At 41.0% G+C, this 14,358-nt stretch carries 16 protein-coding genes; 12 read left to right on the forward strand and 4 right to left on the reverse strand.

Going from position 1 to position 14,358, the window contains the following annotated elements; genetic code table 11:
* Nucleotides 1-3 precede the first annotated feature (3 nt).
* Complete coding sequence (locus tag ACOQOE_RS08235; protein WP_420555467.1) at nucleotides 4-777, forward strand: helix-turn-helix transcriptional regulator; 774 nt, start codon at nucleotides 4-6, stop codon at nucleotides 775-777.
* A 35-nt stretch (nucleotides 778-812) separates the two neighbouring features.
* Here ACOQOE_RS08235 and ACOQOE_RS08240 read toward each other — a convergent pair whose 3' ends face one another.
* Entirely contained in the window at nucleotides 813-1,073 is a 261-nt protein-coding gene (locus ACOQOE_RS08240; protein WP_420555409.1) for a hypothetical protein, read from the reverse strand.
* Nucleotides 1,074-1,336: 263 nt separating this feature from the next.
* Here ACOQOE_RS08240 and ACOQOE_RS08245 point away from each other — a divergent pair, with 263 nt between their 5' ends.
* From ACOQOE_RS08245 to ACOQOE_RS08290, 10 genes are all read left to right on the forward strand, one after another.
* Nucleotides 1,337-1,822 carry an FKBP-type peptidyl-prolyl cis-trans isomerase gene (locus ACOQOE_RS08245; protein WP_067867066.1) on the forward strand — a complete coding sequence of 162 codons (486 nt, stop codon included), beginning with the start codon at nucleotides 1,337-1,339 and terminating at the stop codon, nucleotides 1,820-1,822.
* Between the two features lie 175 nt (nucleotides 1,823-1,997).
* Nucleotides 1,998-2,294, forward strand: a complete 297-nt coding sequence (locus ACOQOE_RS08250) for a hypothetical protein (RefSeq protein WP_420555410.1) — start codon at nucleotides 1,998-2,000, stop codon at nucleotides 2,292-2,294.
* Nucleotides 2,295-2,504: 210 nt separating this feature from the next.
* Complete coding sequence (locus tag ACOQOE_RS08255; protein ID WP_067867070.1) at nucleotides 2,505-3,425, forward strand: AAA family ATPase; 921 nt, start codon at nucleotides 2,505-2,507, stop codon at nucleotides 3,423-3,425.
* A gap of 2 nt (nucleotides 3,426-3,427) precedes the next feature.
* Nucleotides 3,428-4,402 carry a DUF58 domain-containing protein gene (locus ACOQOE_RS08260; RefSeq protein WP_420555411.1) on the forward strand — a complete coding sequence of 325 codons (975 nt, stop codon included), beginning with the start codon at nucleotides 3,428-3,430 and terminating at the stop codon, nucleotides 4,400-4,402.
* Complete coding sequence (locus tag ACOQOE_RS08265; RefSeq protein ID WP_420555412.1) at nucleotides 4,399-5,565, forward strand: DUF3488 domain-containing protein; 1,167 nt, start codon at nucleotides 4,399-4,401, stop codon at nucleotides 5,563-5,565. The genes ACOQOE_RS08260 and ACOQOE_RS08265 overlap by 4 nt, the downstream gene beginning before the upstream one ends.
* 7 nt (nucleotides 5,566-5,572) lie before the next feature.
* Nucleotides 5,573-6,397 (forward strand): transglutaminase-like domain-containing protein, encoded by an 825-nt coding sequence (locus tag ACOQOE_RS08270; RefSeq protein WP_420555468.1) that lies wholly within the window; start codon nucleotides 5,573-5,575, stop codon nucleotides 6,395-6,397.
* A gap of 54 nt (nucleotides 6,398-6,451) precedes the next feature.
* Complete coding sequence (locus ACOQOE_RS08275; RefSeq protein ID WP_420555413.1) at nucleotides 6,452-7,153, forward strand: M48 family metallopeptidase; 702 nt, start codon at nucleotides 6,452-6,454, stop codon at nucleotides 7,151-7,153.
* A 170-nt stretch (nucleotides 7,154-7,323) separates the two neighbouring features.
* On the forward strand, nucleotides 7,324-9,114 hold the full coding sequence (locus ACOQOE_RS08280) for a methyl-accepting chemotaxis protein (protein WP_420555414.1): 1,791 nt from the start codon (nucleotides 7,324-7,326) through the stop codon (nucleotides 9,112-9,114).
* A 90-nt stretch (nucleotides 9,115-9,204) separates the two neighbouring features.
* A complete protein-coding gene (locus ACOQOE_RS08285; protein WP_420554209.1) occupies nucleotides 9,205-9,714 on the forward strand; it encodes a helix-turn-helix domain-containing protein in 510 nt (169 codons plus the stop codon).
* A complete protein-coding gene (locus ACOQOE_RS08290) occupies nucleotides 9,714-10,556 on the forward strand; it encodes an IS3 family transposase (protein ID WP_420555454.1) in 843 nt (280 codons plus the stop codon). The genes ACOQOE_RS08285 and ACOQOE_RS08290 overlap by 1 nt, the downstream gene beginning before the upstream one ends.
* 70 nt (nucleotides 10,557-10,626) lie before the next feature.
* Here ACOQOE_RS08290 and ACOQOE_RS08295 read toward each other — a convergent pair whose 3' ends face one another.
* Entirely contained in the window at nucleotides 10,627-11,421 is a 795-nt protein-coding gene (locus tag ACOQOE_RS08295) for a response regulator (protein ID WP_067867080.1), read from the reverse strand.
* A 510-nt stretch (nucleotides 11,422-11,931) separates the two neighbouring features.
* Between ACOQOE_RS08295 and ACOQOE_RS08300 the strand changes: the two genes are divergently transcribed.
* On the forward strand, nucleotides 11,932-12,567 hold the full coding sequence (locus tag ACOQOE_RS08300; protein WP_420555415.1) for a TetR/AcrR family transcriptional regulator: 636 nt from the start codon (nucleotides 11,932-11,934) through the stop codon (nucleotides 12,565-12,567).
* 99 nt (nucleotides 12,568-12,666) lie between these two features.
* On the opposite strand, the gene ACOQOE_RS08305 is transcribed toward ACOQOE_RS08300, so the two are convergent.
* Both ACOQOE_RS08305 and ACOQOE_RS08310 read right to left on the reverse strand, forming a co-directional pair.
* Nucleotides 12,667-13,707 (reverse strand): IS481 family transposase, encoded by a 1,041-nt coding sequence (locus tag ACOQOE_RS08305; protein WP_420555416.1) that lies wholly within the window; start codon nucleotides 13,705-13,707, stop codon nucleotides 12,667-12,669.
* A gap of 153 nt (nucleotides 13,708-13,860) precedes the next feature.
* Nucleotides 13,861-14,322, reverse strand: a complete 462-nt coding sequence (locus ACOQOE_RS08310) for a hypothetical protein (protein WP_067867650.1) — start codon at nucleotides 14,320-14,322, stop codon at nucleotides 13,861-13,863.
* Between the last annotated feature and the right edge of the window lie 36 nt (nucleotides 14,323-14,358).

Genomic DNA, 14,358 nt, shown 5'->3' on the forward strand with positions numbered 1-14,358 from the left:
AATATGGAAAACTTTATTTCACAGCTAAAAAAAGAACCTGCGTTTCAGGAAACCTCTGTGCTTGCTTTTGAGTGTACTTGGGAGAAGCTGTTACATGAGATTGATGAACTGCTTACTCAGCTTGGTTTTGTATATTTCACTTATTCGGTTTTAACAAGGGGGGTCATTAACCCTAGTTCAGAAAGCCAGAAGCAACGATGGGATGGCGGTAGTGATATTGTGGGATCTTTGCCTGATGCTGTGGTTAAAAGTTATTACAAAGATATTGCCCAACATGATCCATTGTGGAATGTTTTACCGTCTATAACTTCACCATTTTTAGTGAGTTCATTGGAGGGGGGACAAGGGACGTTGTCGGAAAATTTCTGGTTGAAACAGGGGATATCATCTAGAGCCTATATCCCGATGAAGGATCAGAGCAGTCGTTATTGGTTCCATTACTTTAGCCTGTTTCATAAGCTTCCACCTCAAGAGTTTGATGTTTTTTTTAATCGTATAAGTGAATGGCTGGTTCCTATGCTGTCTCGCTATCATGAGCTTCTTCAGGTGGTTTGTGAGCAAGAGCAGAACCCATATTTAAAATCAGAGGTATTATCACCAACCTGTCGTCAGGTAATATTAATGACAGCTCAAGGTATGCCTGTTAAGCGTATAGCTGATAAGCTGGCTTTGACGGAAGAGGGTGTTACCTACCATATTACTCGCGCTAAGAAAATCTTTGGTGCAAAGAACAAAACTCATCTTGTTGCAATGATGTACGAAGTGGGGTTGCTGTAGCTGAATAGGTATTCTAATGCTTAAGTTGAGAACAATTAACGCTGATTGCTTCGTAGATTTGTTGCACTCGGGGTTTTGTTTTCAGCCGCAATGATAGTGGAGGTGTTTTGCTTAGGAGCCCCCATAAACTCCCCACCACTGATGATTTCCCATTCAGCACCGTGTTTATGCAAATAAGCATAACAACAGCAACATTTATACAGTTCACTACCTTTTAACTCGCTGATTTTTTTAAGTGCAGCGTGTGGTTTATTGTGTAGCACCAAGTTGTAACAAAGAGTGCATGCATTTTCCATTGGTCGTCCCTCGGTGGGTTCCTTTTTCCTATCAATTAAAACTAGCACACAACTTTTAATATGAGTCTAAGAAAAATTCCTATTTTTCTTACTGTTTATGAAAAATATTCAGTAAGGTGATAGGAGCACTGGTAGCGAAATCAGTCAGACGGTATTATTTAGTTTTTAATCATTTGGGTAGCTCTTTGCTTTTTAAGGCCCGCTATGACGTAGGGTTATGGTGCCAATTAATACAGCAAGTTCCCGTTATAAGAGATTTGTTTATGCAAATTGCTGAAAATTTGGTCGCACTGATTCACTACACCCTTAAAAATGAAACGGGAGAAGTTCTGGATTCTTCTGCGGGTCAAGAGCCATTATCCTTTGTTTGTGGAGCTAACAACATTGTTTCTGGTCTTGAAAATGCATTACTCGGGAAAGTTGTAGGCGATAAACTAGATGTTGTTGTGAAGCCTGAAGAAGGGTACGGTGATATCCGTGAAGAGCTTGTTCAAAAAGTAGATCGCGCAAATTTTGAAGGTATCGATAATATTGAAGTCGGTATGCAGTTTATGGCTGAAGCTCCTTGGGGACAGCAACCTGTAACGGTTATTGCTGTAGAAGAGAAAGAAGTTACGCTTGATGGAAATCATCCTCTTGCAGGTCAGACTTTGCAGTTTAGTGTCGAAGTTACCGACGTGCGTGAAGCAACTGAAGATGAGTTAGCTCATGGTCATGTACATGACGAAGGTTGTAATCACGATCACTAAGATTGAGTATGAGATGATAAAGCCCGGTTGTCCGGGCTTTTTTATTATATGGACTAGGGGGTGCCTGTTTTTATCGTTTATTAGCTATGCTTAGGAGGTGTGGTTAACTGGAATTACGCCGGTCAGTTTTTTTATTGCACCTACATTATATTTTAACCTAATCATGGAGGTGAGGGTGGATATTAATTACTTACAAAAGCTAAAAGAGCAACAAAGAATTAAAACTGTAAATTTTATTGAGGCAGGCCATTCACCCATTGTTATTGAGGTTGAGTATCTGCATCAGGGCGAGGTTGTTAAAGCCTTACTTAAGGATGAAGAGGGCATTGTCACTGCCTACAATCACCTTAAAGAGGGATATGATGTTTGTTTAAAAGCGGGCATCCATTCAGCCAATTTGATACAGATAGAGACAGACGAAGAGGTTTGTCGATCAAGTCTGAGCTACTACAGAGTATGCGAATTACCATAGGCAATTGATCCCTTTAACGTTTTAGAATGCGTTCGGGTGCTGTACTGTTATATATCTTAGGACATGATTTTCTTCTGATTGTAGTCTCAGGGCAGCGGTGATCTACCAATTAGGAATGATGCCTGTTTGTGTGTTTTCGACTATTAAAAAGTCGCTTTCTTTTAGAATGAGAATGTTACTAATTTTCTTTTTTGTTGGAGTCAGGGGTTAATGAGAGACAAACTGAAGCAACTGATCGATAGTGTGGGGGAAATTCTTTACGGTAAAGAGGAACAGATCAAACAAGCGGTGACTTGTTTGATCAGCGGGGGGCATCTGTTAATTGAAGACGAACCAGGGATGGGGAAAACATCTTTGGCCCACGCATTAGCACAAGTGATGAGTTTGGACTTCCAACGACTTCAGTTTACAAGCGATATGTTACCGGCTGATATTATAGGTGTATCTATATTCAATGGTAACAGTGGGGAGTTTGTTTACCATAAAGGACCTGTTTTTACGCAACTGTTATTAGCTGATGAGATCAATCGGACAACGCCTAAAACGCAAAGTGCGCTTCTAGAAGCGATGGAAGAGGGGCAAGTCAGTGTTGAAGGCGAAACCTATAGTTTGCCCACTCCCTTTTTTGTTATAGCAACTCAAAACCCGATTTCTCAATACGGCACATTTCCACTTCCTGAATCCCAACTCGATCGTTTTCTTATGCGAATTCAATTGGGGTATCCGAGCGAGCAGGCTGAACGTGAGCTATTAGTCGGTGGTGATGCAAGGAAAAAAATACCTAGCTTAACGCCCTGTTTAACCCCAGCTGAGCTGCTCGAGCTGCGGGATTTGTGCTCAGAGGTTAACGTATCCGGTAGTGTCTTAGATTATATTCTGCGTCTTATACGTTTTACCCGTGATGCCACTCATTTTGAGTTCGGCGTCTCGCCTAGAGGAAGTTTAGCCTTATTGAATACTGCGAAAACTTGGGCGTTTTTACATGGAAGGGACTACGTCGTGCCTGAGGATGTTCAAGCTATGCTACAACCTGTATTTGCCCATAGGCTGCGAGGGGTAAAAGAGAGTGGCGAATATGCTGGTGAGGGGTATATTAAAAAAATATTAACTCAAGTAGATGTATTGGCTTAGCTATGTTGAGTCTGTTGTTTAAGCCTATTGTCGAGTTATCTGAACGTTGGGCGGCTAACAGAAGGCCTAAAGGCCGTTTAATCGAGTTAAATCAAAGAAGTATTTTTATCTTTCCTACCTTGGCGGGCTGGGCTTATTTAGCGGTTTGCTTCGTCTTATATTTAGTTGCAACAAACTATCAGAATAATCTTATCCATGCGGTGTCTTTTCTATTAATTGCGTTAGGTGTTTTGGCAATCCATTACACTTTTTTTAATTTATCGGGTTTATGTATTTCTGCTGTTAAAGCAGGGCATTGTCATGTAGGTGAATTAGCTGAATTTAAGCTCAAAATCTATGCGAATAATCTAAGAAATTATGAAAATGTGTTTCTGTGTTGGCGTGGGGAGCGGGACGGTCAGCGAATATATCTAGATAAAACACGAGAAAAAAACCTATCTCTTTATGTAATGGCAAAAAAGCGAGGCTACCTTACCCCACAGGTACTTAAGCTTGAAACTGTTTTTCCGTTTGGCTTGTTACGGGCATGGAGTTGGGTTGAGCTGGATCTTACAGCAATAGTTTATCCTAAACCTGAAGAAGGCAGGTTACCGACGTCTTTTGACGATAGTATTGATGGTCGGCAAGGGAAAGAGAATGCAGGGGATGATTTCTCAGGGTTAGATGAATATCGACCTGGTTCATCCTTACGGCACATCGCTTGGAAACAATACGCCCAAGGGCGGGGCTTGTTAACTAAAAATTATGTTGGCCAAGAGTGTAAAGAGATCTGGTTGTCATGGCGGGAATGGCCTGAACTATCAACAGAAGATCGCTTATCTGTTATGACATATTGGGCGCTTGAGTGTGAACATCATTATCGTGAATATGGACTGCACCTTCCTAACTTATCAATTCAACCCGCTACGGGGCCTGAGCATTTAAATAATATATTAGGTGAACTGGCATTATTTAAAGCTGAGGGATCTCTGCAGTGAATGATCAGCAGCTAACGCGCACCGCTTTATTGTGGCAATTACTGAGTGTGGTTATTGTTACATTACCCCATATACCGCATCTGCCTTACTGGATTACTCTTGTTGTGATTTTATGCATTGTTTGGCGCCTGATGGTTTATTTAGGACGCTGGTCACTGCCACCTAAATGGTTGAAAACCTGCTTAGTCTTAGCCGCAGGTGTCGGTGTATTGGCGAGTTATAAAGAAGGGGGAGGGATTAGTGTAACGGTTGCATTGCTTGTTGTTGGTTTTGGTCTGAAGGTCATCGAACTCTATCATCGGAGAGATTCCTTAATAGTGCTCTATGTCGCTTACTTAGTTGCTTCAACCATCTTTCTTTTTAGTCAAAGTGTGGGAACAGCAATCTATGTGATCCTTGCCATCATTATCGTTACAAGTGCTTTGATGAGTACTAATTTATCGCGAGAGACCGGTTTTATATATCCGTTGAAACGCTCTGTTTTAATGCTTATCCCCGCTTTCCCTCTTATGGTTGTGTTATTTATGGGTATGCCTAGGTTAGGCCCTTTGTGGGAAGTCGGTTTAGATAAATCTGCGGCTAAAACTGGGTTAGCTGACACGATGATACCGGGTGATATAACCCGTTTAACACGTTCAGCAGAGGTTGCTTTCCGGGTGCGTTTTGATGGGGAGGCTCCAGATCAAACTAAGTTATACTGGCGCTCAATTGTACTGTCTGATTTTGATGGACGGGGCTGGTTAAAGGATGAAGAGAAGGTGCCTAAACTGCCACGAAATCGCGACATTAAGGATAATAGAGCCTTTCATTACGAAGTGATTTTAGAGTCGAATCAGAGAAACTATATTCCTGTATTGGACTACCTTTCCGCATGGCCAAGTGAGCTGAATGCTTATGCTGACATGACACTTGCTTCCAAAACTAAGATCGTAAATCGAGAGCAATATAAAATATCTTCGCGCTTAGATCGTGGTTTTGGTTTAGATAAAACCGCAGATGATTTTGCAAAGGAACTGCATATCCCTCTTGGGAACAATGAGGCGAAGCGCTTAGCTTCCAGCTGGTGGCAGGAGTCTGCGACGCCCCAAGCGTTTATAGATAAAATGAAGCAGTATTATCACCAAAATTTTAACTACTCGTTAACCCCCCCCTCCGTTAGGTGATGACAGCATTTCAGAGTTTTTATTTGAGACTAAGACCGGGTTTTGCGGTCACTTCGCGAGTGCAAGTGCATTTTTATTAAGATCGGTTGGTATTCCTGCACGTGTGGTCACAGGCTATCAGGGAGGTGAGTGGAATCCTTATGAAAACTACTTCTTAGTACGTCAATATGATGCTCATGCTTGGATTGAGGCCTGGTTCCCTGAGCAAGGCTGGGTACGTATGGATCCTACGGCTTGGGTTGCTCCTGATCGAGTTGAGAAGCCAGCAGATGATGTTTTGTCGAAAGACAATGCATTTTTACAAGATAATTTGTTAAGTGCATGGAGTATTTCAAATAATCAAATACTGATGCAGATACGGCATAGAATTGAGGCATTGAATTATGGCTGGCATCGCTGGGTACTCAATTATCACCACCAACAAAAGGGCTTGCTAGAACATTTATTAGGAGCATTGTCACCTCTGAAGCTTGCTCTGTTCCTGTTGGTTCCCTTTTCGCTTGTTATCTCACTGACCTTGTTGCTCTTGAATTACAAAAAGAAACGATCTGCAAATCCAGCAGATAATATGATTAATGCCCTATCAGCATACTTCGCAAGAGAAGATATGGCTCGGCGGACGGGGGAGACCGTTACCCATTATTGCGATCGCCTCGCACAATATAAGCCAGAGTATGCTGAATCTTTTATTCGAGTTTCAACCTTATATGAAGATATAGAATATGGACAAGTGTGTGATGCTCATAGATTAACGCAACTGAAGCAGGAGATAGGATATTGCCTTAACGTTAACAAGAACCTATTAGTCCGTTTACAGTGGTTTCTAACTTAGCAAACAGACTTTTTACATCGACTTTAATGACTATTTTTTGCAGTGATCTCTGTTATGAATGACCTTATAAACCCTGTTAGTTACCGGATAATACGCAGCAGAAAAAGAAAAACGGCGGCTATCCGAATTAGCGAGAAGGGCGTAGAGGTTAGAGTGCCGCATTGGGTGTCCGATCTATGGGTACGTAATTGGGTACAAAGCAAAGAGGTATGGATTCGCCAAAAAAGTGAAAAACTTAGCAGTGAATTAGCTGAAGGTTGTTTAAAGGTCGCTGACGGAGCAATGTTCCCCTACAAGGGGGAGTACTATGCAATTACTTGGGAAATTGGGCCCAAAAATAGAGCCAGTTTAGATGATCAAAAACTGAATATATTCATAACCAATCGCTCTAAAAAAGCAGTAGAGGAGCGAGTGAAATCCTGCTTGCAAGCCTGGTATAAAACGGAAGCTGAAAACTATTTTTCTGAGCGTATAGTGTATTGGCAAAATGTTATGGGGTTACAGTCTAACTCATTGATTATAAAAAACTATAAAAGACGATGGGGGAGCTGTACAAGTAAGGGGGATATCTCTTTGAATTGGCGATTAATCTTTGCTGAAAAATCGTTGATCGATTATGTCCTGATCCATGAACTCGCGCATTTAGTGCATTTAAATCACCGTCCTGAATTTTGGCAATTAGTTGAAAAATACTGCGAAAACTGGAAGGAATGCAGAGATAAACTACAAAAGTGTACAAGTTGGATACTTTGGTAGTGGGTGACTTTAATTTGATGGATGTTATGCTGAAACTTTAGTTTAATCTTGCAGTTGGCAAATGGATACGTTTATATTGATTCAGTTATAACTGAATGATAGAAAAGTTGTAACTCAATTATAAAAAAGTATAAAAATTATAAAAGCCTATAACAATAAAGAGTGCGTAAATGAGTTTGTATAAGAGTGTAGAGAAAACTTGTTTTAATTCGTTGACGAAGAAAATAACAGGCAATGTGGTATTTCTACTTTTACCTCATATAGCCTTGTTATTTATCGGGTACAACCACTTCAGTCAAATCGATGCCAGCTTAGCTGCTGGTGACGTTTCTGGAGAGGCAATTAGGCAGGAGTTAGATTCATTTTGGTTTTATGGGCTAGCGACGGTTTGTTTTGCCTTAGTGTCGGGTCTGTTAACTATCTTCTTCATGCGTCATCTATTTTTACGACCTATAAAAAAGATGACCGATGTCTTACAAGCAATTAAAGATAAAGATGGGGATATATCAGCGACATTACCTGAATATACCTATGATGAAATTTCAGATATGGCTGAGAGTTACAATACATTCTCGACAAGTTTGAAATCGATGATTGCTGAAAGTCGACGTCGAAGTGTTAGTGTTGCTTTAAGCTCAACTCGATTACAGAAAGTACTTATAGAAGCTCAAAGTTCGGCAACTAAGCAGGAAGAGCAGGCTCAAAAAGTCTTCCAGTCTAGTCAAGAAGCGACTCAAGCAATTGATAATATTGCAGGCAGTACTCTCCAAATATCTGAACGCAATTCGCAAAACTTGGATGAGATTAGAGCATCGAGTGTCGAGTTAGGGCGTGTGCAGCAGCAAGTGGAAGCCATTAGAACTCAAGTAACTGATTTTCAGGATACTGTGCATCAGTTAGAAATGAATTCAAAAAATATCACTGAAATACTAGGTATGGTTAAAGATTTTTCTGACCAAACCAATTTGCTTGCACTTAATGCTTCCATTGAAGCGGCGCGAGCAGGTGAAGCGGGGCGTGGTTTCTCTGTAGTTGCTGATGAGGTACGAAACTTATCTCAAAAAGTCAGTGTTGCTACGAGTGAAATTGATCAGAACATTAGCCAGATGTCCTCTTTAGTTGATAAAACGGGTTCTAGCTCAGTAACTATTCTTGAGTATGTTGGGTCTACTGAAGAATTTATTAAAAGCACTAATAACCAATTTCATGGCTTAGTGAGTGACTTTGAGGATCTGAATGGTCAATTAAGTAGTATCAGCGCAGCGATTGATGAGCTGGCTTATACAAATAAAGAATCCCATGGGCTTGTATCTGAAATTACCTCTTTATCAACCGAGATGCATGGTGAAATAGAGGAGTCGCGTCGTTATTCTGAAGAGCTAGAACACTCTACGGAAGAGACTCAAGAGCTTCTATCTCGCTTTATCATTGGTTATGGTGGTTTTGAAGGCATGATTCAAACGGGGCGTCAGTGGGGGCTGGAGATCCAAGCGGCACTGGAAGAGCTGGCTTCACGGGGTGCTAATCTGTTCGATACTAACTATAAACGTACCAACGATGGTCAACTGCCTGAAAAATATGATACGAGTTACGCTGACCAGTATGATGCGGTTATGCGTCCATTATTTGATGGATTTATTTCCCAGCGGCCAGAATTTATCTACGCTATAGCCGTAGATAAAAATGGATATGCCGCAGCTCACCACACTAAAGTTTCAGAGCGTATGACGGGTAATTTTGAGGTTGATAATCTTAAGAGCCGTAACCGTCGCATATTCGCAAGTAATCGTGCAGAAGTACGACGTGCATCGTCTACAGCACCATTCCTATTGCAGACATATATTCGTGATACGGGTGAAATTCTTAACGATTTATCAATTCCCTTATATGTGAATGGACAGCATTGGGGCGCGTTGATTATGGGCTTTATTCCTGATCATCTCTTGGATGATAAAGGTTAAAGCTGCCAGCTTCTCTGTAGTTGGTAATCAAAAAAACGCGGCTTAGTGAAGTGACCCCCAATAGTTGGACAACCAACTCTGGGGGTTTTTATGGCAAAGTACAGCAGAGCATTTAAAATTGCTGCAGCTAAACAATACCTTAACGGTACATCTTCCCTATCATTGGGAGCTGAACTAAACGTTCCCGCTTCTCTGATTCGTTACTGGACTCAGGTTTACCGGTTTCATGGTGAGACCGCTTTTCAACCTCCCATCTCCCCTTATTGCGCACAAGATAAACTTCGCATGCTTAATAAAATGTGGGCAGAACAATGGTCTTTAGGTTATACAAGCGCATACTACAATCTCGTATCCCCTGGTACTCTCTATGTTTGGCAGCGCCGCTATAGGTCTTCAGGCATAAAGGGATTAGAACCCAGTAAACGCGGAAAAACGTTTATGACACAACAGTCGTCACCCCCTCAGTCCTCAAAAATTAGTGAGATGACGCCCGAGGAAATGCAAAAAGAGCTTGAATACCTTAGAGCGGAGAACGCTGTTCTAAAAAAGTTAGATGCCTTGTACCTGAAAAAACAATCTCAAACCAAGAGAAAGCGTTAATCGTTCAGGAACTCAAGGCGACATTTAAGCTGACGCTTCTTTTGAAAGCGTGTGAGTTATCACGCAGTGTCTTTTACTATCAGTGTCAGGCGCTGCAGAAGCCTGATAATTACGCTCGAGAGAAAGTAGTGATTCGTCAAATTTTTGATGAACACAAGGGACGTTATGGCTACCGACGGATTCTATTGGCATTACGGGCTTTCGATATATGGTTAAATCATAAGACGGTACTGCGTCTGATGACGGCGCTGAAATTAAAGTCGATCGTTCGTCCTAAGCGCTATCAGTCCTATAAAGGCGATATAGGAAAAGGAGCACCACATGTACTGCAGCGTAATTTTGATGCGCAGAAGCCTAATGAGAAATGGGTAACGGATGTCACAGAATTTAATGTTAAAGGCCAAAAGATTTATCTGTCTCCAATCATTGATCTGTTTAATCGGGAAGTAGTGACGTATAGGACAGCAAAGTCTGCACGTTTACCGTTAGTTACAGATATGCTTGAGGAGGCCGTTGAGGGGCTTAAAGAGTGTGAGTGTCCGATATTTCACAGCGATCAGGGTTGGCAGTATCGAAATCCACTGACTCAGAAAATTCTTTCTGAGAGAGGTCTTACACAGAGTATGTCAAGAAAAGGGAACTGTTTGGATAATGCGGCCGCCGAAAGCTTTTTCGCCGTACTCAAAACAGAGATGTATCATCAACAAGAGTTTAAGAATGCAGACGACCTGATAAATCAGATCGACGAGTACATCGAGTATTACAATACAAAACGTATTAAAGTAAAACTAAAAGGCCTGACTCCGGTTGAATACCGCAAGCAGGCCTTATTAACAGCCTAATAAAAAAGTGTCCAACTTTATGGGGTCACTTCATTAGGCCGCGTTTTTATTGAGCTTGAAACTCAAAGAGTTAAAAATCAGTTACTAGCTGTTCAATCAGATGTTTAACTGTATTGTATGAAAGTGGTTTACTGCATAAGGCGGATACACCAGCACTCTGAATGGCTGCTAATCGACTTTCATTCTGCTCACTCGTCATCATAAGGATTGGCACTGTAGGCTGCTCGCTGGCCGTTCTAATATGCTCTGTTAACTCTTTGCCATCAATATTAGGCATGTTGTAATCGGTAATGATAAGGTCAAAGAGTTGGCCTTGATTGAGCAGTTCGAGTGCTTCTAATCCATCTTTAGCTGTTTGTATGGAGTGGATTGAGAGGGAGGTGAGTATTTGCTGAATATATTTACGTGATAAAGAGCTATCATCAACAATTAATACGTTAAGGGCTTCGTAGCTATCGTTGTCACTTTCTGACTCAAAATCAGTTATATAATCCAAGGTGCTTTTAAGTGCGAGCCCCATCTCTTCTTTGCTAAAGGGTTTTGGTAATATAGCGATCGCTCCAGCCTGACGAATGGGTTCGAGATAACGATAATGAGTTTCTGATGAAACCAGTAGAAAGGTTATATCCTGAAGGGCTTTTAAACCACGCATCTGGGTGACTAATTCGGTACCGGTAATATCAGGAAGGTGCATAGAGGAAAGGACAAGATCTGGCGGCGAGGAGAGCATATGGTTAAGTGCCGGTCGTGCTTCTTCAAACTCTTCTACCTGTTCAATGCCAAAACTATTTAAGTGTCCTGTAATTATTTGGCGTTGAACTTTTGAAGGTTCAATAACAGTGACATAAAGGCTGCTTAATTCCATATCTTAGGTCCATAATTGAGTATGCGATGTTATCTAACCATTCGTAATGACAGACATCTAATTCAGATAATGACAGAGAAGAGTTGACTGTAAAAGCACTAGTAATCGCTTATTGTGAGGAAATTTAGTTAATCTTAGTATTTTATTGCCTGTGAATGACGTTCGCTCAACCAATGTCTATTCTCTGTTCAGTTGTTTCCTGTTAAGTCAATATTCATGAGCTTGGTGTTTTAATGGCTATGAATCATTCCTACTCTTCGTGAATGTTTTGTCTTTATCTCTTCCAGCCAGGGTATTTTTTACCCTGGTTTTTTTATTTAAATACCTCAGGAATCCCCTTTTCATCTACTGCCAACCTGCTTTATCTCTCCGTATCATGCAGGTTTGATCTAAATCAGTAAATCTATATCTATCAATGTAACCCTCTTTATGTAAGGCGTAGCATAAGGGTGGAGGGACTAGATAAGTTTGTAAGTCCTGTGTAGTTCATTGTTACAGAAGGTCAGAGCTATGTGTGCTAATAGTAATTCCGATCTAACACGCCGCTCAATATTGCGGGCGGCTGTTGAAATAATCAGCCACAGTGGATTGGATGCCTTAACTGCTGGTCGGTTAATCGAACAGGCTTCCATAAGTAAGGGCGGTTTGTATCATCATTTCAGAACCATGGAAGCGGTAGAAACTGAAGTTTTAGAGTTGTTAACTCAGAGTTTGTTGATGGATATTAAAGCGTATCCATCTCCAGAGTCTAAAGATGACTTTTTTGAATTGATGGAAAGTCAGTTATTGAGATGTTTTGCTGTAGATAATTTATATGTCAGAGCGTTGTTTGGTTTTATCTCAGCGTCAGCTCACAATAAAACAAGACAGTGTACGATTCGTCGATTTATAGATGAGGTTTCATTAATCCGTTTAGAGCAATTGAAAAAGGTTTCGCCAAATGTTTCTCATATAGAGTTGCACGGTATTGTGCAGATGATCTCTTCTTTACAGATCGGCTTAGTTACTCGGCATTTTTTAGCTGAAGATCTTGTGAGTTTAAAAAACTATTGGGCTGATTATCGTAAGATCTTGGTTGAGCTATTGGAAAAGTGTGGAGCTCATTCTTTTGCTCAGACCCGTGAGAAAGTGCGTGAAATGAGCTAGGTAGGGGGTTCAATTCGTTGGTATTGTCCGAGGTTATTTAAGTGTAGTAGCTCAGACTTGATCTGACAGTTACCCGTTTTTTATCTGGTGTCTGTCAGTTTAGATCTGGGCTAAATTCTTCTCGGCCCAGACCCGTTTACCATCAAGCAACGTTTCCATTGGCGTTCTACCGCAACATACCTTGCCCTGATGAGTTCGTTCATTGTTGTAGTATTCCATCCAGCCGTCCAGATCTTTTTGTAGTTCCTCAAGTGATTCGTAGAGCTTTTTACGGAAAGTTACTTGATAGAACTCATTCAAGATCGTTTTATGAAAGCGTTCACATATACCATTTGTTTGTGGGGACATCGCTTTAGTTTTGGTGTGATCAATATCGTTTATAGCAAGATAAAGCTGGTAATCATGCTGATCGACCTGACCACAGTATTCAGTTCCTCGGTCTGTAAGAATACGCAGCATAGGAAGCTCCTGTTCTTCAAAGAACGGTAATACCTTATCGTTGAGTGTATCTGCAGCAGTAATCGGTGTTTTAGTGGTATAGAGCTTACAGAAAGCGATTTTGCTGTAAGTATCCACAAAGGTCTGTTGGTATATACGGCCAACGCCTTTCAGGTTACCTACGTAAAAGGTGTCCTGAGACCCCAGATAACCTGGGTGTATCGTCTCAATTTCACCGCATGCTTCATCATCAGATTTCTTTTTCTCAAGCGCTGCAACCTGAGCATCGCTCAGGATGATGCCGTCGTTAGCAACTTTATCTTCTAAAGCTTTCAGTCTCTTTTTAAAGTTCTCAAGATTATGTCGAACCCAAATTGAACGGACGCCACTACCTGATACAAAGACACCCGACTTACGTAGTTCATTACTGGTACGGTGCTGACCATGAGCGGGTTGTTCAATGGCATAAGCAACGACAGCTTGTTCTGTTGCTTCATCCACTCTGTTCTTGGGATTCGGTGCTCTACGGCTTTTGTTGATCAGGCTATCGATACCACCTTCTTCAACAAGTTCCTGATAACGATAAAACGTATCTCGTGATACGCCCATGACTTTGCATGCTTTGGACACATTCCCAAGCTCTTCTGCCAAATTCAGCAAGCCAGCTTTGTGTTTAATGATTGGATTGTTAGTATGGATCATGAGAGTTACCTTTTGTTTTGATTTAAGATTCGACACCTTTATCAAAACGGGTAACTCTCTCTTTTTCAAGATGATGTGTCAGATCTAGTCTGAGCTAATTCAATTTAAGGAAAGATATCCTCTGACTCAAGATTAACGGTGCTTCCTGTTAAGTTACTCTTGTTGTTCATTAACCGTTTTTATCGCAGTTTTGAGTTGTTGGATAAGCTGCTCAGTGTCTTTCATTCCTTTAAGTTGAACCTTCTTATCATCTTGTTTTAGATATAGGCTGATGATGTGCACAAAGTTTTCTTTGTGAGCCTCTACTTCATCTATCTCTCTAAACGTTATACGGGATTCTGTTTCTAGCTGAGGAAAGGAGATAAAGATCGATTTAGGTGAAAATGTCAAAGTGCATCCTTTCATTTCATCTTTAATGTTATCTAGGTTGTGTTTGTACCAACTAGATAGAATCAATCCCACGACTAAGGGCGCTAATAGATAGATTTTAGAAAGATCCATCATCATCAGCATTAACGCCGCGCCAATGAAACCCATTTGGAAATTACTGAATAGGGTAGATCTCTTCTCGAAAAACGCTTTATCCCAAGTGTAATCAGACTGCTCTGTATCCACGAAAAAACCTCTATACTATTGTCTATTTCTGATATA

This window comes from Neptuniibacter marinus (assembly GCF_965223595.1).
GTDB classification, from domain to species: Bacteria; Pseudomonadota; Gammaproteobacteria; order Pseudomonadales; family Balneatricaceae; genus Neptuniibacter; species Neptuniibacter marinus.